Annotated in this window: 15 protein-coding genes and 4 pseudogenes; 4 read left to right on the top strand and 15 right to left on the bottom strand. The window is 33.2% G+C overall.

The genetic code is table 11. The features are described from left to right. Positions 1 to 57: 57 nt before the first annotated feature. Both BPMYX0001_RS25490 and BPMYX0001_RS25485 read left to right on the top strand, forming a co-directional pair. Entirely contained in the window at positions 58 to 693 is a 636-nt protein-coding gene (locus BPMYX0001_RS25490) for a hypothetical protein (protein WP_240517033.1), read from the top strand. 343 nt (positions 694 to 1,036) lie between these two features. After that, positions 1,037 to 2,134 (top strand): ABC transporter ATP-binding protein, encoded by a 1,098-nt coding sequence (locus BPMYX0001_RS25485; protein ID WP_006097060.1) that lies wholly within the window; start codon positions 1,037 to 1,039, stop codon positions 2,132 to 2,134. Positions 2,135 to 2,276: 142 nt separating this feature from the next. Here the strand turns inward: BPMYX0001_RS25485 and BPMYX0001_RS25480 are convergent, their stop codons facing one another. The 10 genes and pseudogenes from BPMYX0001_RS25480 to BPMYX0001_RS25430 form a co-directional block, all read right to left on the bottom strand. Further along, the gene (locus BPMYX0001_RS25480) at positions 2,277 to 4,136 is read right to left on the bottom strand and encodes a sensor histidine kinase (RefSeq protein ID WP_006097059.1); all 1,860 of its coding nucleotides are present in this window, start codon (positions 4,134 to 4,136) and stop codon (positions 2,277 to 2,279) included. 250 nt (positions 4,137 to 4,386) lie between these two features. Continuing rightward, positions 4,387 to 5,046, bottom strand: a complete 660-nt coding sequence (locus tag BPMYX0001_RS25475; RefSeq protein WP_033799376.1) for a YkyA family protein — start codon at positions 5,044 to 5,046, stop codon at positions 4,387 to 4,389. Between the two features lie 16 nt (positions 5,047 to 5,062). Continuing rightward, positions 5,063 to 5,860: a peptidoglycan-N-acetylglucosamine deacetylase gene (locus BPMYX0001_RS25470; RefSeq protein ID WP_033799375.1), complete on the bottom strand. Its 798-nt coding sequence runs from the start codon at positions 5,858 to 5,860 to the stop codon at positions 5,063 to 5,065. Between the two features lie 129 nt (positions 5,861 to 5,989). Beyond that, complete coding sequence (locus BPMYX0001_RS25465) at positions 5,990 to 6,634, bottom strand: N-acetylmuramoyl-L-alanine amidase family protein (protein ID WP_033799374.1); 645 nt, start codon at positions 6,632 to 6,634, stop codon at positions 5,990 to 5,992. An 850-nt stretch (positions 6,635 to 7,484) separates the two neighbouring features. After that, positions 7,485 to 7,676 (bottom strand): annotated as a pseudogene (locus BPMYX0001_RS34270) (ATP-binding protein); the annotation flags it as partial. Beyond that, the gene (locus BPMYX0001_RS25455) at positions 7,660 to 8,382 is read right to left on the bottom strand and encodes a response regulator transcription factor (RefSeq protein ID WP_033799373.1); all 723 of its coding nucleotides are present in this window, start codon (positions 8,380 to 8,382) and stop codon (positions 7,660 to 7,662) included. The pseudogene BPMYX0001_RS34270 and the gene BPMYX0001_RS25455, both read right to left, overlap by 17 nt. Before the next feature lie 282 nt (positions 8,383 to 8,664). Beyond that, a pseudogene (locus tag BPMYX0001_RS25450) lies at positions 8,665 to 8,799 on the bottom strand (class D sortase); the annotation flags it as partial. Between the two features lie 825 nt (positions 8,800 to 9,624). Then, positions 9,625 to 10,704 (bottom strand): sensor histidine kinase, encoded by a 1,080-nt coding sequence (locus BPMYX0001_RS25440; protein ID WP_033799372.1) that lies wholly within the window; start codon positions 10,702 to 10,704, stop codon positions 9,625 to 9,627. After that, positions 10,701 to 11,413, bottom strand: a pseudogene (locus BPMYX0001_RS29715) (response regulator transcription factor). The gene BPMYX0001_RS25440 and the pseudogene BPMYX0001_RS29715 overlap by 4 nt, the downstream one beginning before the upstream one ends. A 970-nt stretch (positions 11,414 to 12,383) precedes the next feature. Then, positions 12,384 to 14,525, bottom strand: coding sequence for a binary toxin-like calcium binding domain-containing protein (locus BPMYX0001_RS25430; protein ID WP_006097044.1), 2,142 nt, complete (start codon positions 14,523 to 14,525; stop codon positions 12,384 to 12,386). A gap of 261 nt (positions 14,526 to 14,786) precedes the next feature. Between BPMYX0001_RS25430 and BPMYX0001_RS34615 the strand changes: the two genes are divergently transcribed. Together BPMYX0001_RS34615 and BPMYX0001_RS31550 are read left to right on the top strand one after the other, a co-directional pair. Beyond that, positions 14,787 to 14,909, top strand: a complete 123-nt coding sequence (locus BPMYX0001_RS34615) for a recombinase family protein (RefSeq protein ID WP_006097040.1) — start codon at positions 14,787 to 14,789, stop codon at positions 14,907 to 14,909. Continuing rightward, a pseudogene (locus BPMYX0001_RS31550) lies at positions 14,855 to 15,019 on the top strand (helix-turn-helix domain-containing protein); the annotation flags it as partial. The gene BPMYX0001_RS34615 and the pseudogene BPMYX0001_RS31550, both read left to right, overlap by 55 nt. A gap of 132 nt (positions 15,020 to 15,151) precedes the next feature. On the opposite strand, the gene BPMYX0001_RS25415 reads toward BPMYX0001_RS31550, so the two are convergent. The 5 genes from BPMYX0001_RS25415 to BPMYX0001_RS25390 form a co-directional block, all read right to left on the bottom strand. Next, positions 15,152 to 15,625 carry a hypothetical protein gene (locus BPMYX0001_RS25415; protein WP_003202760.1) on the bottom strand — a complete coding sequence of 158 codons (474 nt, stop codon included), beginning with the start codon at positions 15,623 to 15,625 and terminating at the stop codon, positions 15,152 to 15,154. A gap of 907 nt (positions 15,626 to 16,532) precedes the next feature. Beyond that, positions 16,533 to 17,495, bottom strand: coding sequence for a DUF3994 domain-containing protein (locus BPMYX0001_RS25410; RefSeq protein ID WP_006097039.1), 963 nt, complete (start codon positions 17,493 to 17,495; stop codon positions 16,533 to 16,535). 231 nt (positions 17,496 to 17,726) lie between these two features. Further along, positions 17,727 to 18,782, bottom strand: a complete 1,056-nt coding sequence (locus tag BPMYX0001_RS25405) for a DUF5105 domain-containing protein (RefSeq protein ID WP_003202754.1) — start codon at positions 18,780 to 18,782, stop codon at positions 17,727 to 17,729. A 463-nt stretch (positions 18,783 to 19,245) separates the two neighbouring features. Then, a complete protein-coding gene (locus BPMYX0001_RS25400; protein WP_006097038.1) occupies positions 19,246 to 20,163 on the bottom strand; it encodes a group II intron maturase-specific domain-containing protein in 918 nt (305 codons plus the stop codon). A gap of 610 nt (positions 20,164 to 20,773) precedes the next feature. After that, positions 20,774 to 22,204, bottom strand: a complete 1,431-nt coding sequence (locus BPMYX0001_RS25390) for an IS4 family transposase (protein ID WP_033799369.1) — start codon at positions 22,202 to 22,204, stop codon at positions 20,774 to 20,776. Positions 22,205 to 22,229: the final 25 nt, after the last annotated feature.

The raw sequence follows: 22,229 nt of genomic DNA, 5'->3' as shown, positions 1-22,229 counted from the left end.
TGACAGGTAGTAACAATTAAAGAAAAATAAAAATAACTAGCAAAGTGAGGAATGGAATTGAAGAAGAATAAAATGATCTTGATGTTATGTAGTAGCATATTGCTAACTGGTATGGTGGCATGTAGTAACAACAGTGATGAGAGTTCACTGAAAACTGTTGATCAAAAAAAGAGTACAGAAAAAATGGAATCAGCTTCTAAAGGTGATGAGAATCCGGCGAAATCTGTTGATCAAAAAAAGAGTGCAGAAAAAATGGAATCAACTTCTAAAGAAGCATCTGTTGAGGAAATCAAACTCTCTATAGAAGATACACTTTCAAAAGAAGATCAAGAAATTGTTGACGGATTGTTTAACTCGGTCCCTAAACTAAAAACTCTCCTTCAATTAGAAGCAAAATACTCGACATACGCGAAGTTATTAACAGTAAAAGTTACAAAACCAAATTCAAATTCAACAAATAAAAATGAGGAAGAATACTATAAAGTGAGGTTTGAAGAAGGAACTATGTTAGAACATTGGACGTTTGATGTGAATCCAGATAGTAAAGAGGTTCTATTTAAAGAATCGTCTAACGGAAGTAAGGATTATACTCTTGAAGAGTTCAACGATTATGTAAAGGAAATTGATGAAAAGAAAATTAAGGAGGACCAGAAAATGCGTGAGCTGAAGTACCCGGATCTTAAAACTCAATAAACCATGCCATTTATGGTGACAACGAAGATATTGTTTCATAGAAATTCATGACAAATAAGAGAAACTGCTCAAAATTGGACGGCGGTTTCTCTTATTCTACTTTTGAGCCCAAGGGATTTTTTTGGTTTCCTATACTTGTCTTATGGCTTGAAATACAGACTGGTCCCCTAAATCTATACAATAGAGTTTCTAAAGTATTATTGTTTGTTCTGATAGATGAGCAAAAGCGTTTGAGGTTCAACATGAATACGTAAATTTTGAATTCATACTATATCTTTAAACATACAAGGAAAACAAAAATGATAAAAACATATATAGTTTTTTTATTACAGGAGGTAGAAACATGACAGAGGTAGTATTAAAAAACATTTATAAAATATATGACAATAATGTGCCAGCGGTGGAGAATTTTAATCTTCATATTCAAGATAAAGAATTTATAGTGTTTGTTGGTCCTTCTGGATGTGGTAAGTCGACCACTTTACGTATGATTGCCGGATTAGAGGGGATTTCACAAGGAGATTTATACATTGATGAAAAATATGTGAATGACATACCACCAAAGGACCGTGACATCGCAATGGTATTCCAAAATTATGCCCTCTATCCTCATATGACCGTGTATGATAATATGGCATTTGGTTTAAAAATTCGTAAGTTACCAAAAGATGAAATTGAGCGTCGTGTTCAAAACGCAGCAAGAGTTCTTGGATTAGAAGAACTTTTAAAACGGAAGCCAAACGCGTTATCCGGTGGTCAAAGACAACGTGTTGCTTTAGGGCGTGCCATTGTCCGTGATGCAAAAGTATTTTTAATGGATGAGCCATTATCAAATCTAGATGCAAAACTACGTGTTACCATGCGCTCTGAAATTTCAAAACTGCATCATCGCTTACAAACAACAACCATTTATGTTACGCATGACCAAACTGAGGCTATGACAATGGCAACGCGCCTTGTGGTTATGAAAGATGGACGGATACAACAGGTTGGTACACCAAAAGAAGTCTATGAATATCCCGAAAACGTATTTGTTGGTGGCTTTATTGGTTCACCAGCCATGAATTTCTTTACGGGAAAAGTGGAAAATGGAAATTTTATTTTAGGTCATATCAAACTGAGTATTCCAGAAAAAAAATTAGAAGCACTACGTGAACAAGGTTATGAAAATAAAAACATAATTCTTGGCATTCGCCCGGAACATATCTATGATAATCCAAGTATGCTAGAAACATTGCCTGATTATATTATAAATATAAAAATTGAAGTTGCAGAATTGCTTGGAGCCGAATCGATGATCTATGCTACGTTACACAATCAATCCTTTATTGCACGTTTAGATACACGTAATGATTATCAAACAAGAGAGGCTATGCAACTTGTATTTGATATGGACAAAGTACATTTCTTTGATACCGAAACACAACTACGTATTAAATAAAATTGTATCTTTTTGCAACAGAACGCACCATATTATTTCGGGAATTTTGTACATTTGGATACAAATCAACCTATTCTCTTTACGTTAAAGAAAAGGTAAAGATACTATCAAAATAAATGAAAAAAAGTGTAGAACCTTCGTTCTACACTTTTTTCTGTAAATAGAAATAAAACAACACGCCATCAACTGTATTGTGTACTCCATACTCTGCTCCATGAAGTTCTAAAATATTTTTTGAAATGGCAAGTCCAAGACCTGTTCCACCTTGTGAACGTTGACGAGCTGTATCAACTCGGTAAAAACGATCCCAAATCTTATCTAATTGATCTTCTTCAATATGGGCCCCTTTATTTTCGATACAAACTTTTATGCGACTTGGCTCATCTATTGTAGAAATAATAATATCCTCTTTTTCTGGCGTATAACGAATAGCATTCGTGATAAAGTTTGTGATTACTTGTTCCATACGACGATGATTTGCAATGACTTCAGTTGCAGCAAGATGTGTGTGAACATGTAATTGCTTTTTTGTTATCTCCAAAGATAATTGTTCACAGACATGCTGAATGGCTTTGTCAATATAAAAAACATCCATCTGCATTTTATACGTACCAGATTCAAATTTTGCTAACTCAAGCATGTCCACAATTAACATATCCATCTTATCCACTTCTTTTTCCATTGCCTTAAAGTAATACTCTTTCTTATGACTTGCAACACCATCTTTTAAGATAGAAATACAACTCTTCATAATACTTAGAGGTGTCTTTAACTCATGCGATACCCCTGAAATAAACTCTTTTCTTGTATTTTCTAATTTTTTTTCTTTCTCTATGTCTAGTTGCAATTGCTCAATATGTGAATGCAATGTATTTGAAAGTAAATTAATATTTTGAGATAAATCACCAATTTCATCTTTTGACATGACTGGAACCCTTTCCGAGAAATCTAAGTTTGCAATTTTCTTGGTTGTCTTATTTATTTGTAATAAGGGCCTTGCAATCTTTTTTGAATAGTAAAAAGAAGCTAGAAAAATAAGAAGCAGCACAAACATAATAATATAGACATAATACTCTTGTATCATTTGTACAGCTTCATCAACTGGCTGCAACGAAGTCATTGAAAAAATGTATGTTATTGCACCGCTCTTATCCTTTATCGGTTTTATTATTAACTTATATTTAATATCATTCTGCTCATAATCGATTTCTTGTAAGGAATCATAGTTAGTAGTCTTTTCATTTAGCAATAAGTCTGCCTGAAACTCTTGTATCCTTTCCATAAATAAGTTATTTGTATAAACAAAATTCGATTGTTCATTCCCACCCGAAAGTTGAACCTTTGTAATTTTCCCGTCTAGATATTTTACAGGCGTTTCTTTTTCATATTTTCTTTTATAATCAATGTCCTCTTTTTTAGACAAGTCTTTAGTTGTATATTTATTTTTAAGTTTTTCTCCAAATTCATTTACTTTTTTATCTAATGTCGTATTTACCAAATTTGGAGTTTCTGTTTTAAAGAATGCAGAAAAAGGAATGAATGTAGCATTTTTTTCTATACCCCTCAAAGTAACTGTTTCTCCTAAAGGGAATATTTCATTTGCAATATTCCTCGCATGATCGTCCTCAACCTTGAAATTGTACAGCGGTATGGTAATTGTAGAATTAGCGAATTGATTTTCTTTATCTTTAGACTGATTTAATTTTACTTCTATATAAAAATCATTTACATTCTTTAAATTACCATTACTATCTAATGTTGTAATCCATGTATTATGTTCTCGGTAAAAATCTTGTTCTAACTTTTGAATGCCTTGTGAATTTCCTCCACTATTTAAATAATCTGTTTCAAAAGATTTCATGTTTCTTTTGATATCATCCACTTTTTTATGCGCATAAAATTGTTTAAAGAATATCGTTTGTCCAACAAAAATAGTTGCCAAGATCAACATACATAACGCTGTTGTTAACATAAATAATTTTAATACAATCCCTCTTTTCATACTTTATCCTCCAATTTACAAACTGCTCGAACAATGATTATAACACTCTTGGATTTAATTCGTTAGAATTTAAGTGGTGGGTAGTTCACTGTCTTTCCCATCTATTGCTTCTAATACTTCATATCCTAAATCTAATTGAAATGACTATCGAACACAAAAAGCCAAATTGCTCTTGATTAGCAAGAATTTGGCTTTTGTGGGTTTGAATTATAAAAAACTCTCACAATACACTTCGTTTTTTACAATCGTTTTATTTTTTACTTTCTTTAATTTTAATATTTGCTTGTTTATAAAAGGCTAATTTCTTCTGATTATACTCATTCGTGTACTTATTAAATCTATCCTGATCTGAATGAATTTGTTCATAAGACTGATTGATCGTTTTTACTTTCTCAGTAATTGATTTAAGTTTTTCATCTTTTGCTTGTAGCATTTTGTACAGTTCTTGTTCTAATTGTAATGATTTTTTATAACTATCATGTAATTTTTTGAAAGAATCAGCACGATTTCTATACAGATCTTGAACTTTTTCAGCCTGTTCTTGTAATTTCTTATCTTCTAATTTCTTTATATATTTATCAACAGACTTCACTTCATTTTGTGCATTTTCTAAGGTGTTTTTCTCTTTCTCTAATACCTTTTCACGATCATGTATGTTTGTTACAGCTTGATCTAACTTTTCTTTTACTACTTGATTATTCTCTTTTCCTTCAAGTGTAATTTGAGTATATAACTCTTGTCCTTGTTTTTCTAATGCCGCTAATTTTTTTGTATCTTCAAACATTGTCTTTTCTTGTTTTGTAGCACTTTCAAATGCCACATATAATTTTTCTTCTGGTTTTTGTCCTGAACAGCCTGACAACAAGGTTACTGATAAGGCTGTTATAAGTGCTAGGTTTCTATATATCAACTGCAATTCCTCCTACTTAGATGCGATTATCCTTCCAAAAATTTAATGGGAAATGAGAGGCTTCATCATATACTTCAAATTCATAACCTTTACTACGAAGATCATCAATAATTCTTTGCAACGCCTGCACTGTCTGTGATTTTTCATGCATTAAAATGATTTCGCGATTTTCACTGACCTGAGAAATCGTTTTTTGAACAACAGCATCTGGATTTCCTGGGAACCTCCAATCTGAAGAATCTATTGTCCAATCCCACTCTTTCATACCGACATTTACCATTTTGTCTCTTAATGCCTGTGTAAGTCCGGGCATACTCCCATATGGACAACGAACAAGATTTGGATGAATTCCAGTTACTTCTTTCATGATATTTTGCGCTTGTTGCATTTCTTCAACAAATTTGCCTTGGATATACAGCTTTTTATTATCGTGTGTCATACTATGAACACCTGGATAGTGACCTTCATTTACTAAGCGTTTTACGCTTTCTTTATGAGCTGGGATATTTCCACCAATCATAAAGAAAGTTCCTTTTATATTATTACTCTTTAAAATATCTAAGATTTCTTTTTGAAATTGACTTGGTCCATCATCGAATGTTAAGTATGCTACTTTCCGAACCTGACCATTATATTTATCGGGGGCTGTTTTTTTCATTTCTCCTTTTGTTTGCTCACTTGCCAGTTGAACACTATTTTCTTGGTTCATTACCCCTTTGGCAGGTGAAGTGAAGAATTGAAACATAAAAATTCCTAGTGTGATACAAGCAACTATTGATATAATCAACGTTATTTTTAGTCCTTTTGTAAACATTCTAGTATGTCCTTTCTAGTAACCTTTAGTTATATATTTTCTACTGAATAAATTTATTCAGTAAAATTGAAATTTTTAATTATATACTGAATTTTATTTTTGGTTTAGTAGTCTGATTTAACTAGACTACTATTTTTTAAAATATTCTATAACACCATTAACAATTCCAGAGGCTACATCTGCTTGGAATTGTTGTGAATTCATTCGTTCCTCATCTTCTGGGTTTGTAATATAACCTAGCTCAAGTAAAATTGATGGTTGTTGATTTTCTCGTAAAACATAGTAATCGCCAGATTTTACACCTCTATTTTTTGCCTGTATATGTTTGAATAAATGTTCGTGTATCGTTTCTGCCAATGCTTGTTCTTTTAATCCCTTGTAATAGTATGTTGTTACTCCTTTTACATCATTAGTTGTGAAACCGTCATAATGAATACTAAGAAAGAGATCAGCTGATTTATTGTGAGCAATAGCTACGCGATTTTTTAGTGGTACAAACGTATCATCTTCACGCGTTAAAATTACAGTCATTCCTTTTCCCACGAGCTTTTGTTGAATGTTTTTAGCTGTTTTGAGAGTTATATCTTTTTCTTTTGTTCCTTTTGATCCAATAGATCCAGGATCATTTCCTCCATGTCCTGGATCTATGACGATAACTTTTTTCGATAATGTATCTTCATACATTGTTCCTTTTACTCTTGGACTGAATAAAAAATAGACCGATGTAATACATATAAAAATCAGTATAGGAAATATAATCATTTTTTTGTTCATAAAAAAATCCCCTTTGGATCAACTTGCTTTTGATAATATGTTTACAATTTAATAGATTTTTTTAAAATAAAAATAATATCGTGAGCGTTACAAAACTCTTACAAATATAAATGCAGACGGTAAATTGATAAAATTCCTCCTTCTTGAACCATCTATAATGGGCACAGACCGCAAATCAGAATTAAGCAAATTTCGACATTAAAACAAGTAATTTTAACAACGCTAAGAGCATGTAGTGCAATACAATGTCATTTATGTTGCATTATATGGAGAAAAACTATTGAAATCGGTCACCAACACAATTTACTTAAAACACGGTTAAAATGACTCAAAAACTTTTAGTATGTTTTTTTCAAAATGGTAGATTCCTATAAGTTCTGTATTACCTTTTGGGTATATTTATATGGTATAAGTTTTATATAAAGATTAGATGCAGATAACATGCATTTGTTTTAAAGATTGTTATCTACAAAAGGAGACACAATATACATTCATTAACGTGTATGTCTGTTTTTCTCATATCGATGGGATTTCTGCCCGTTTTTCTATAGAAGATTAAACAGATGAAGTGATTATCATTGATAATTTTTTGGTATCTTTTGATAGAGGTTGATAATGTTTGAAGTGGTTATGCGTTAGTGGGCATCATTTAAGTGGTGTTTAAATAATTTGTTTTTTAATTTACAAAAATGGCGTTATACAGTTTTGCTAGTGGAGGGTGTATGTACTAAGATAAAGATACGATACAGTTGCTCCTGGTCCCAGCACATTGTGTAGGGATTTTTTCATAAAGAAAAGACACCCAAATGAGTGTCTTTTCTTTAATAATGAAATTCGATAAGTTGTTAGTTTTTTCTGGTGTGATGGGAAGAGTAAACCAAAATTCACTTCCCTGTTTCCCATCTGAGCGATCTCTCACACCAATTTCTCCGTTGTGCATTTCAATTAATGATTTTGTAATGGCGAGTCCGAGACCGGATCCTCCAGATTGTGAACTTCTGGATTGACCTGTTCTAAAAAAGCGTTCAAATACGCGTAATTTCATTTCCTCCATTTGGTTCAAAGCAATATCCTATTCCCCAAACCGTATGAATCCAACGATTCTTTATCGTATGTTTCTCCAGCTTCTCACGTAAACGACTCACTAACACGGTTACCGTGTGTGTAACTCCGTCATATTCAAAATCCCAAATGAGTTCAAGAAGTTGCGAACGAGAAAATACTTGTTTTGGATGCTTTGCCATGACATAAAGTACCTCAAACTCTTTCACTGTTAACTCCACTTTATTTTCACAAACAAGTACACATCTCGTCTTTGGATAAATTTTTAAATCCGGAAATTCTATCACTTCTGATAGGAATTCTTCTTCTTGTATCGGTATCTGATTACCTCTCTTTAGTATAATTTGAACCCTTAATACTAATTCACGAGGTGAAAACGGCTTTGTTACATAATCATCCGCACCAATTGTTAAGCCTAAAATTCGATCTCTTTCCTCGCCTTTAGCAGTTAACATAATTATAGGGACATTTGATTGTTGACGAATTTCCTCGCATAATTCCCAGCCATCTTTTTTCGACATCATCAGATCTAAAAGAATTAAATCTGGTTGATGAGTAAGAAATAAATCCCAGCCTTCCATTCCATTCATAGCTGTGTATACTTCATATCCTTCTCTTTCTAAGTATCGTTTGCATACTTCTCGAATATTTTCTTCATCTTCTATGATTAAAATTCTTTGTTTCATATATAATCCTCTCTTCTTTTTCATCAATCACAAAAGAAATGTTTCTTTTATCTGCTTTCATCTAATAAATCTATGAAACTTAGATATACAGCTGTTATCACTGATAGTATTGTTAGGTTAGAAGCCAGCACTTTGGTCTTCTATTCACTAAAAATTATTAAAAGCGATTCTATAATCCAGATGGTAGTTTTAACAATTGATTCCTCGTATGTTTAGATACGTTCTGTTTATATACCATTTCTAAAAGAATAAATACTGGAGAATGTTCAGTTTGGGGCGTACTTTCTCTATCACCTCTCCTAGCTCTGTAAAGACTGTATCACGCTGTCCACTTCGTACAGTATGACCACTTTCAGAAGGAGCTGTAGTACTATCACTTACAAACATACCAACTCCTTTTTTCAATGTGGTGTCATTGTTCCAGGAAACGCACTTGTTACCGAATATTCTACTGTTAATAGCGCCATCGCATGGATTGATGAAATTTTCTTTTTTATTTTTCTCCTCGTATACTTTTTCACATCCCATTGGATATATTAATAATATATATCCGTTATATAAAGATGAAATGCAGATTACATGCATTTCATTTAAAGATATAATTGCGAAAAGGGAAAATGATAATTGTATCCAAAACACCTATAAATGTGTATATATAAAATTCTTACCTAATTAACTATATTTACATTCAGTTTATAGAAGTTATAAAAATATGTGATGATAGGTAAAGATAACTATAATTTTTTAACACAAACAAAGTACAGCTATTTCTATAATGTATTTTGAGAAAAGTTAAATTTGTATATTTTTTACAAAAATAAGATGTAATTATTATTGAAGAGCAATCTGTAAGTCCCATTGAAATATGTGGTAAATTTACATGGGATATGAAATACATATTCGAAAAGAGATAATGCACTTAATAAAAGTGTTCTTATCTCTTTTTTACTTATATGATGTAGCATCAATTGTGAGGACATTAAACGAACATTTGTTTAAAACATTTCGACTCTGAAAGTATAGTACCTAGAATAAGTGTGAAATTTTTTAAAGCATCTAATTTGTTCAATTTCACGTTTATTGTGTAGATTTTATATAACAAAGAAGAAGTAGGGGGAAAGAAAAACAAAACTGCACAGATATTTAAAAATACATATTTTATTTTTATCAAGTAAAAGACCTCCTGTAACACACTGTTTAGTGGTACGTTACAGGAGACCTTTTATTTCTATAATATAAATATTACACAGATCTTTCAGCAGTCTTATTTTTTTCTGATGTGATGGGAAGAGTAAACCAAAATTCACTTCCCTGTTTTCCATCTGAGCGATTTCTCACACCAATTTCTCCGTTGTGCATTTCAATTAATGATTTTGTAATGGCGAGTCCGAGACCGGATCCTCCAGATTGTGAACTTCTGGATTGATCTGTTCTAAAAAAGCGTTCAAATACACGTAATTGGTCATTTGGAGTAATTCCTTCTCCTTCATCACGCAAAATGAATTGGACTTGTTGCTTCTGCTTATTTTCCTCTACAATCAACTCAATTGTTCCGGAGACAGGAGAATACCGAATCGCATTATCTAACAAATTACTGATAACTCGTGCTATTTTACATGGCATGATTAAAAGTCGAGGTAATGTATCAGGAACATGCAATTGTAAATCAATCTGTTTGTTTGCTGATAAGACAGAGTATGACTCAAGTACATCTAATAGGACTTTGTCCATATGTGTGAAACTTGGATAAAAATCTACTTGTCCAAGTTCTAACTTTGAAAGATCAAATAAGTCATTAATTAATCCACTTAATCGTTTTATTTCTTTTAAGGTCGTCGCTAAGTACTGCTTTTTCATTTCAGGATCTTCAATGAGGTCATCTTGTATTGCTTCTATCATTAATTGCATGCTAGCCATAGGCGTGCGTAAGTCGTGTGAAATATTCGTAATCAGCTCTTTACGTGCTTTTTCCCCTTCTTCTAACTTAGTAAACCCTTCTTCTAACTTTTTTGCCATCTGTTGAAAGGCTGTTGCTAATTCTTTAAACTCCTGTGGTTCTTTTCCAATTATATACATTGTTTCAAATTGTCTATCACTAAATTGTTTCGTTAATGCCATTAAATTTTTGATAGATCTCATGATAGGGCGTGTCATTAACCAGTAAATAAACGTTGAAATCATGAATGCCACAACCGCAATTATTGTTAATAATTTTGTTTGTTCCGGTTCAAGTAACATTTTCGTCTCACTATACCATATAGCCAGTACCATGATACTGGTACTTAATACATTCATCAGTAACAATTGAATACGTAATCTCATGTTTCACTTCCTCCATTTGGTTCAAAACGATATCCTATCCCCCAAACCGTGTGAATCCAACGACTCTTTATCGTATGCTTCTCCAGCTTGTCACGTAAACGACTCACTACCACGGTGACTGTGTTTGTAATCCCTTCATGTTCAGTACCCCAAATGAGTTCAAGAAGTTGTGAGCGAGAAAATACTTATTTTGGATGCTTTGCCATGACATAAAGTACTTCAAACTCTTTCACTGTTAAATCCACTTCATGTTCACAAACAAGTACACATCTCGTCTTTGGATAAATTTTTAAATCTGGAAATTCTATCACTTCTGATAGGGATTCTTTTGCTTGTATCGGTATCTGGTTGCCTCTTCTTAGTATAATTTGAGCCCTTAATACTAATTCACGAGGTGAAAACGGCTTTGATAGATAATCATCTGCATCCATTGTTAAGCCTAACATTCGATCTCTTCCCTCGCCCTTGGCAGTTAACATAATAATAGGGACATTTGATTGTTGACGAATTTCCTCGCATAATTCCCATCCTTCTTTTTCGGCATCATCAAATCTAAAATAATTAAATCTGGTTGATGAGTAAGAAATAAATCCCAACCTTCTGTTCCATTTACAGCGGTATATACTTCATATCCTTCTCTTTCTAAGTACCGTTTGCATACTTCTCGAATATTTTCTTCATCTTCTACGATTAAAATTCTTTTTTTCATCTGTAATCATCTCTTCTTTTCACCAATAATACAAAATGTTCTCTTATATGCTTTCATCTAATAAATATGTAAACATCCCCCTACTCAAGTAGGTGGCATCACGCTCGGCTAAGATCCGACTAAAGTTCGTTACAACAAACAAAACTTATAAGGCTAAAGTTGATACCGTCTAAAGACGGTGGTTTTTAACCACTCGTTTGGAAAATAAAATTTAGATATGAAGATGTAACAACTGATCGTATCACTAAATCAGAATCTCACACTTCGGTCTTTAAATAACTAAAAATTCGAAAAATACTATATAATCCAGATGATAATTTTAACATTGGTTTATTTATATGACTAGATAAATAATCTAAATCGTCGTATTTATCTAGTCATACAAACAGAAATTTTAAATCAGATTTTTTTACGAAGATTATTCATTTATCCTGTCAGAATCGACTTTATGATGTATCTGTTGTCCAAGATCTTTATAATCATAAGATTGTATCTTGAAAAGGCCTATATAAGACGCTACTCTGCATTCTGAATCAGTTTTTCAATATATATACATCTAACCTACCGTATAAAAGCTTACAATCTGATAAGAAGTCGTTCCCATAAGGAAATGATTTGGATCATGCTTATATTGAATATTTTTTTCGCATTTAAAAACAGAGACAGCCAATTTTTAGAATGTCAAGTCAAAGAACAATGGGTTCAAACAATTGAAAGCGATATATAATTCTACAATAACAAAAAATCACAGAAAAAAACAAATCAGTGTGCCCCGATTCTATATCGAAACACACTGATAGCTTCGCCTTTTTAGAGATGTCCACTTTACAGAAACAAAACCAATATTCACCTAAATTAGGGTCCAGTAAATGTTGACAAGTCCAAAATCAGCCTACATTCTTGTGTCTAACTTTTTGGGTTCCGTTCATTACCGGTGTTTTTTTAAACTTTGCAACAAAACCGTTCCCTTTTACTTAGCTTTTTCGAAAGTCACTCTATTGTTATCCTTACTACCATATGACACATAACCGTTAAAATGCGACCCTATATAGTTACCATCAGATTGTAGTGCCCAATCCCCATTGGAAGTACTGCCGAAACGGGCATCTACATGATCAAATTTAAAAGTACTTGCATTTTGTTTTTGGTCTAAACGAATATAACTATCATGAAGTTTTAAATATGAATAGCCTGAATGAACACTATTTTGAAATTTAATGTTTACCTCTTCACCTTTTTTGATTGGTTGTCCAGGTTTAGGCTGCCCTTTTCTTTCAATAATTACATTAACTGGTTTAAGGTAATTCCCAGCAACCGCAAGGTATTCCCAATTATCATTTCCTTTATAACTTTGCACAGGATATCCATTAGATTTCATAGTATAAGGAGTTCCCTCTACAATAAGTTCATCGCTGTATTGAAGTTTCAAATAATCTTCATATTCTTTATTATATGTAACAACTGTAGAAATTTTTTGTGTCGGAAGTTTCTTTTGTGCATCATTGATTTCAAATGTAACTTGTTGTGTTGGATTGAAATCATTCAAACTTACAGTTTCTTTAGACTCATATACGTTTCCTTTTTTCACTAATGTTACTTGTTGTGTTTGTTTGGACTTTTTATTTTCAAAAGAAGCAGAGATTTCATCACTTGCTCCGAATAAGCCAGGCACGACTGATGCATAAAACTTTTTCGTAAATGGATTATAAGCACTATGTGACAACTCCGGTTGCTGAATTTTTGTGAAAACACCGACTTTTGTCCTTTTCGAAACATGAGATTCTTTAACATTTTCTAGCATATCTTTCGCAATGATAGTTTGTTTTCCTTCGCTATTCTCTATAAATTCATTTATCTTTGTAGAATCTACTTTAACATGCTTAAGAACCTCGTTAAACGTTAAATTTTTATCACTACTAGTATTGTCTGGTGCATACATTCTAAACTTCGGTTTATTCCCGATATCAGTCTCTAGTAATGCAGTAGCAGAATTTACATCAGATTCATATTTCCCTGAATCTCCTAAAGTTATATATTTTCCATCTTCCTGCATATACAAGTCCATTGTACTCGTAGGTAGTACTTCAACAGAAAGAGGGGCACCTTGTTCAACAGCTTTTAATTGATCTAACGATAAATAAATCTTTACATCTGGGTTATTCTCTACACTGTCTACCAATACTTCTGTTGTATTTCTTCCACCTTTTTCTGTACTTAACTGATTTGCTTTATAACGTTCTTGTGTTCCCTTTGATGTATGGATAATATCTTCTCCTAAACGAATGTTAAAATGAGGTGAAACATTTTGAGCAGACGCCGTCCCTGTATTTTTATATTCTAACTGTATGCTCACTTGCGCTGCTTTTGCTGAATCAACAGTTTTTGCGGTAGACCAATCAAGATTAGAAGAATATCTTTCTGTATCTGTTGATGTTTTCGAGTATCCATAACTTACATTTACTGAGGCCTTTCCAGAAGGAACAGGACCAGCTGCTGAACCTTCAGCACCACCTTCTACACCTGCTCCTATACCAAACGAATGTTGTGTCGATACACTTTTTTCCCAACCTTGATTAATGGACCCACCGTTTGAATCCGTAATAGACGCAACAGGAGTAATCTTAATACGTTTTACGCCAATTTGTAAATTCGGCATATTTGCAACCATTGGATTAAACTCAGTATCAGAGTTATTGCCATAGTGCTGAACTTCATATGCATCTGAAAAAGCATCTCCATCCGAATTCCCCATCATAGGATCCGTGATAAATTTTAACTTATTTTTGTCTGTCTCTGGATTCCATGCCCGAGCCTCATTTTTCCCAGTTTGTCCATTGAATTCAATTTTATAGCCTTTTATCTCTAAGTCGTTAGAAATACCATCGTTATCCCAATCGTTATTTTGTAAGTCAATTTTTTCAGTAGACATCTTTCCCTTTTTTCCGTCAGTTCCATAAATAACTTTTCCTTCTTTTGCATTTGCATCCTCTTTGAATATTTCAACTGTACTTCCTGCATTCGGCTGCTTTACGTCTGCTAAAGCAGGGGATGCTATAGTCAGTGCCATCGTTACACTACCTAATACACTAAGTGCTGGTTTCAATTTCTTCATTGTTATTTTTCCTCCTTGATTTTTAGGTGAGTTCGAACACCTACTAGTAAGATTAACTTCATCATATCTAACATATCTCTCATTTCTCTCTCATAAATGTTATAAAACTCTCTCATAAATGTTACAAAACTCTTACAGAGGCTTTAATGGGTACACAATTTGTTTTTTATTCTATTTAAATATCTGACGGACTAGAGCACGAATCATCTTACTACCCCTTTATGGAACATTAATCAAAGATTCAAAATAGGAGAGTAGAATATGAGAAAAATAGGTTACGTACGAGTAAGTTCTGTTGATCAGAACCCAAAGGGACAATTACAACAAATGAAGGAAATTATCAAGGACGAGTTAAAAAATATCATGAAAAGCATGCTGGAATGAATTATGCACTTAAGCTGTATGAAGAAGGAAATATGACAGTGAAACAAATTTGTGAAATTACGAGTGTATCTAGATCTTCTTTATATAGGAAGATACACGATTTAAAATAAGTGGTTTGATTATATCCTGATATACATTTCCTTATTATGGAAAAATCACTGTGGACTAGAGCAGCAACCCTGTCAATAGGTCTTGAAGGATTAAACCTTTGACGGGGTTTTAATAGTTTTATTATTCCTCTTTTATAACCATTCTTCAAATTCTTCAAAAATAAACTCTCCATTGACCTCGATAGTAGTATCTGGCTTACTTCCATCATAATAAGATATATCCCTAGTTATCCCTGTCCAATTAATATGAAAAATCCCATTTCCGTTGTATTTCATTTTCAGTACATTATTATTAACCTCTTGGTGTTCAAAGTAATATATTCTTACTGCTAAATCGTTACTGTCTTCATCATATCCTTTAGAAATAATAAATTCTTGTTCTCCAAAATTTTCGAGTTTTAAGTTATCCATATAAACAGTTACCTCTCCACTAGGATTCATTTTACAATCTACTGTATCAGGTAATGATTGAATTGGTTCTTGCTCTGTTTCTACTTCAAGCCATAGCATTATTTCATTTTCTTGCTTCTTCACCGCATATATTTTAGCTTCAGAAATTTCGTATTTCTCAATTCCATTAAAACGGTTGATAGTAAAGCTCCCCATTAAACCATCTCCTACTCATATGTTATTAAAATCGGATTAATAAGTATCTGCTTCATATAATATTAACTTATTACTAAGTCCACTGTTATCTATCTAAAAGTAGAAAAGTATACATTTCTACTTTTGCGGTTCTGTTGCAAATTTTTCGAAACTCAAGTACACTTTGCAACAGAACCATAAAATCACTTTCGATATATTTATCTTATTATATATATCTTTCAATTTACTTTTATAAATGTTGCAAAAACCTTTCAAAGGTCTGACGTATTTGCTGATGAAACTAATAAAAAAGGAAACCCGCATGTTCATTAGATTTCTAGTTAATCTTTTTAATTAAATATATAAATTATATATTTATGTAATATTTCATAAAACATTGGTTGTTTATTCTATTATAATATTCAAGGGTAGTAGACGAAATGCAACATAATAATTTATCAGACGGAGAGAGAATAATCATATGTATCCAAAATTCATTGACAAAATGGCGTTTTCGAAGGCGCATAAAGAGTTATTAATTAAACTGTATAATAAAGAAATTTCAAGAAGCGAGTATAATCAATTGGTAGATGCCTTTTATCGGCCACAACAAAAGTAAATATGAAGTAAGTGTTTATGGTTTTGTGTCTTTTATAGCAACGAAGTTCATTTTTATCATTTTTGGGGCAAGCTGTTCTGTTAGGTTGATGGGCATGTGGCGGTACCACACATCCATCAACTTAAGAATATTTACTACCCATTATTGTTAAAAACGTTATTCTTTCTAGATTAATAAGAAAGGATAACACACAAAAAGTAGCCCTAAAATATACACCACTCATGTAGTATATTTTAGGGCTACTTGACGTTTACTATACCTCCTTATTAAGAAAGGATTAGGTTTCAACACCTAACCCTTTTCATACGTTTATTTTTGTTTTACGAAACGGTATGTTTGGAAATTCTCGCCATCAAACAGTTGCATTTTATTATCTCCAAAATTTTGGACTTTTAATGCTATAATATGTCTTTCTGAATCAATAGGTTTTCCCTCTGCATATGCTTGTTTAATAGTTAACATTAATTCAGAAGAGTCTTTACGGTATACCCAAGTCCCTGTTACATAATTCTTTTTACTAGGATACTCGGCTCTTGCATAAGTTTCAAATGTGTTACCTTTAAAGATAAATGTAGGTATAAATTTACCGTCTTTTTCAAAACCCCAACTACCTTCAAACTCTTTACCTTCTTTTGTTGTGTTTTTCTTAACAGCATCTATGTCAATACCGGCTTTTCTATCTAAATCTTTTAAATCTTGTTCAGTTACCGTACCGTCACCTTCACTTACTGTTTTCCTAGTACCGATTGATTTCTTATCGTTAATAACGTTCTCGAACTTTGACCAACACTCTTTTGCTTTTTTCAATTCTTCATCAGACTCTTTTACCATCGCTAAATGTGATGATGTAGTTTTGTCTTTAGCACCATATATTTTCTTATTGAGTTCAAATGATTTTTTAAAGTGATTCATTGATTCTGCTACGTTTTTATGTACATCTTCATACTCACTAGGAGGTTCGATATTTAAGACCTTATCAGTTACCGTTATTAAACCGTCAAGTTGACTTTGTAGTGTTTCTAAGGAACTATCTTGGGTACTTTTTCTTGCAGGGCGGTTTAGTATCCGTTCGTGCTCTGTATACTTCCTATTAAAATCTAGACAAAGTTCATAGACTTTGTTAGGGTAGTCCTCTTTTGAAAGCTTTACTTTCTTATTTTCTTGTTTTGCTTCAACTTTTGACTTATTATCAGTCGATGCTTTATCTACCCCACCACATCCCGCTAATAGCATGATAGGGATTGCTACCGATAGTACTTTGTTTCGTTTCATAGTTTACTAGTCCCCTTTTGGCATGATACATTTATTTTTTCTTTACTAACCTAATATTATCTTTTGCCTTACCGTCATTTAATTCAAGCTTACCGTTTTCTTGAAAAACATATATAGATTTTGCAATAACGGTAAATGAACAGACTTCGTTTATAACACCATCAAATCCTTTAAGTGGTATTACGTTGACTTATAAGGGGCACACATCCTAAAACGAAATGCTTACTATGATTATTTAATAAATACTTTCATAATTTGATCTGCGGAGGCTGTATCTAAACGCCATTGATTTTTTCCGTGTTTCAGCATAGTAATTTTAACTGTTTCTTCCGTATCACCAGGTCTTGCTTCTGGTATTAACTGTACTGCATAATCGAATAATTTCTTCGTCAACTCCTCTTTGGTGATATTTGGATTTTGATTTGCGATTGTCATCGCTTCACTTTGAAATCTAGATTTCAACTCGTTCAACATAATTGGTTTCGCTTTTAGTTCAACTTGAGCTCTATCTCCATCTAGGGATACTACCTTCGTTTCAAATTTCACATTTTTTTGGAATGCTGTTTTTAAAGTTTTATAGTAATTTAACATCCCTTGCTCATCGATTTGATTGTTAAACATTCTTTCATTTGTTCTTTTAAAAGAAGATTCTACTTCTTTCACAAACGCAGTACCATCTTCGCCTGATAAATCATTAATTTTGTTAGAATCTTTATCATAGAAGGCTGCATTTAAATATGCGGTCAAAGCCTCAGCAGGTCTTTGTAGCTCTTTTGCTTTTTCCGCCAATTCTTTTCCTTGGATTTTAAATGAAATTTTCTCTTCTTTTTCTTTTTTCGGATCCATAATGTACTTTTTATAAACCAATTCATAAGAAGACGAATCTTTCACATTATAATAAATGGTTCCAGATACTTTTTTCCCGTTATCGACATCTCCTCCTTTTAACTCATTTGGATCTGACGTATAATAAAGGTTCGTTTTTTCATCTTTTTGGTATAGTGAAAAATCTTGTGGCAACATTTTAATTACCTTATCACCTTTATTTTTCAAACTCACCTTCACCTTTAAAACTCTGTCATTTGTTTGCTTCGCAAATTGTCCTGGTAAGACAAATTCCGCACTTTCTAATTTCAGCTCAATATTTTGTGTTTTTCCTGTATCCCCAACTCCATATACCTTATTCTCTTTTACTTCCGTTGAGCTTTTGGATGAATCGCAACCACTTACAAAACCTACTGTAAGAATAGCTGCAAAACAAACACTCATAAACTGCTTAATCTTCATACTGCATTTCCACCTTTCCCCTTAACAACTTTAAGAATTTTTTCTCAACATTCCCATTTTATAACAAAGTCGAAAGATTTGTACATATCCTAGCATTCACTTTTCGTTAAAGATTAATATCAGGATATTATGTTTGTCCTCGCTGATTATCAGCCTTCTGAACCGAACTTTTACGAACAGTTGGTTCCTCTTGTATCTCTTTGAAGACTGCTGTGAAATTCTTAATTTGAAATAAACAAAGGAGTGCTTATTTCTATAAAATAAGCACTCCTTTTATTTGTAAACGTCAAGTAACTTTAATAGATGTTTTTCCATAAAAAAACCTCCACATATAGTATGTAAGGAGATTATCTCATTGGTTATTTTCAAATGGCAGGTGGGGAATAGTCGAGTAGGCCCAGGGGATTTCACCCTGAGCCTCTCACAGAACCGAACGTGAAAGTCTCCCTTCATTCGGCTCTTGTTATCCAATTGTCGGACGTATCCCCATTTGCCAGTGATAAAACAGGTTTGGTTGTGCTTTTGCCATACGTACTAAATATCTAAAGGCTTTAGCTTTGCTTCTTTTCACCGTTTTATACTTAAACCTGATAAATCTGACTAATGTGAGATTCACAAAGTCGAGTATCTTTCTTGCCTCACTTGCACAGAATTTTATAAAGTAATTTGCCCAACCACGTAAGATTGGATTCATAATGTCTGCTAGTTCCTCTAATGAGTATAGTTTATTCCGCTTTCTTATCTCGCGGATTTTATCTTTAAGGTGTTGTCCAGCACTTTTACTAACTGCAGGAGTAAAGACATGAAAAAATGTTCCGTATTTACTCTTGGCCCATCTCCTTCGAAATGTGTAGCCTAGAAAGTCAAACGATTCATGCTCATGTCGTTTTGAGAAATTATCACTTCTACAGTAGACGACTTTCGTCTTTTCTGGATGTAACTCTAACTTACATGACATCATTCTTTCTTTGAGCTTTTCTAAGAGTCTTTCTGCTTCCTCTTTGGTTTGACAATGTATCACTGCATCAATGGCAGAGCGATTAAGTCTATATCCATAAGAATCAGCACAGAATATCAGTTCAACAAGTGACTCAAAATTCATACGAACTACCATTTGGGCAATTCTATCACTAATAGTTGGAATACCTAGCAATCTCTTTTTCCCGTTCTTCTTCGGTATTTCTACTCCTTTTACTGGATTAGGAAAATAGCTACCCGAAGACATTCTATTCCAAGGCTTGTACAAATTATTCTTCAAATCCTTATCAAACTCTGTGAAGTCAACTCCATCAATACCTCCAGCACCTCGATTCGCTTTTACACGTTTGTATGCTTCCAGTACTTGATATTGTGAAATCTCAAACGATTTTCCTTCTTTCATTAAATCCTCCCATTTCTGGTTGTTCAATTTCTGAAGTATAGATAACAGAGTCCCTTCGCTCCATTGCCATTACAGCCATTTCATCACTACTACGGATTCTTCCGCATCTGTATTCTGCATCACTACTTTCATCCTTGTCAGTTCATCGCTTGGATTTTTCGCTTATCATCAGAATACAAACTTCTCCTGTTCCTTGTAAAAACCTGTGCCATACTCCTGCAACCTTTACGCCGACAGCCATCTGAACAGTAATCAGGTTTCTTTCAGACTCTTCCTAGAGGTGTCAAAAGCCCCTAGTTTTGACTGTATAGAAGTAGTAACGACGCTTCATCGGATTGTTCACTCTCGTTCAGCTTTATGGCACACACCTGACTAATCTCTGTTAGCCTTTTCCATTTGCGCTCAGTACCACAACTTTTGATTGCAGCACCCAAAGGTGGTTTGAAACCTGTACCTGAATACTGATTTTGATGGGCCTTCCCCATGCCCATCAACCTAAGCTTATATAAGTTTAATTTCAGGTGAGATTTTTTCTTTTTTCTAAAGATCCAGTGTAAGTTCTTTAAAGATTTACATACCAAATAAACCTATCGGGTTTCATTTTTTTTGATTACGCTACATGATTGTGAGACATAGAAAAGTTGTATACGACGCTTAAGATATCAAAGACTGTTTTCTTCTCATACCTATGGGATTTTCGGCCGTTTTTCTGTAAGAGATTAAACAGACGAAACAATATCTTTATTAATTCTTGAGTGTCTTCTTGTAAAGGTTGATAAATAAGTGAAAAATAATCTTTTATGATATAAATCGCTTTATATTCACTTAATTCTCGTTTCTTCTTGATGAGGAGTAATTGGCGCATTTGAAACATGGTGGAAGAACAAAGAAGGATACTTATTAATTGTCCGTATAAGTGGCACTCTAGTCGTTCTAATTTTACAGAATTACAGTGATGAATACGAAAAAATGATTTCCATGTTTTAAATATCAGTTCAATTTGCCATCGTAAGGAATAAAAATCGTATACTTGTTCCTTGGGTAGATGTTCCGGAGAGATATTCGTAATATAAAAGTGAATTGCACTAAGCCGCTTACTGCGTTCTTTATAGGTAATTTGCTTCTTATGTTCTTTAAGTGCTAAATCCTTTTGTCTACGTTTCATTTGCGTTTCAGTTAATTTATACAGAATTAGTCTTGCAGGAAGCTTTTGATACATTCCAATATAAATCTCGGGAATTTCATATGTTTCACCTGACTGTAATTGGTCAATGAATTGCTCCATATCTAATTGGATATACTCAGAGTGCTTTTTTATAGTTCCATTTTGAAAGTATTCAGGATCTTTATTTTTCTGATATATACGAGTATTGAGCTTAAGCCGTGAGATGAAATAGGCACCGTGCTCGTCTATAGTATGTAAATCGTTTAAGTCAAAGTACCCTAAGTCACGTATACATACATCCTGCGGTTGGAGCGATTTTAGACAAGTAGAACCATATGTTTTATCATTGTGCTTTCCAGCACCCACATGGACATGTAGAAACTGGCCACTTAACAAATCGTACTCTAATTGAATTTTCACACCGGCACTTTGACCACTACCACCTGAACCTTGATATGTAGAAGTGAATTTATCCGGAATCTGAAAATGTGTAGAATCCAATACACGAATACGTCGAAAATAGTTTGTATACAAAGTTGGAATCTTGCTAGAAGAACAAAATTGCTGATGGAGTAAAGAAGCTAATATTTGTTGCAGAAACTGTACAGCTCGAGAGTTAAAACGTTGGTTGAGTCCTTCTGGACTCATAGAAATACCTGTGTTAGCTTCTAATCGACTACTTAGTTGTGTCAATGAAGTGTTTGCTATGTTTTCGCTTAACCAAACACAAAGAGCTACTAAATCTTGTGCACGATATTTACTTTTTCGTTGAACAAATCCTATCTCTCTAGCAAATTTCTCCAAAGCATGTGGTGACATATATCGCTGCAACTCTTTAGAAAACAATTCTAGTTCATCAGAAATCGATAAATTCATAGCCACAACGCCATCCTTTCTGTAT

Origin of the sequence: Bacillus pseudomycoides DSM 12442, assembly GCF_000161455.1 — a bacterium.
GTDB classification, from domain to species: Bacteria; Bacillota; Bacilli; order Bacillales; family Bacillaceae_G; genus Bacillus_A; species Bacillus_A pseudomycoides.
Note: the sequence above shows the minus strand (reverse complement) of the source record. Positions and strands in the feature narration are given on the sequence as shown.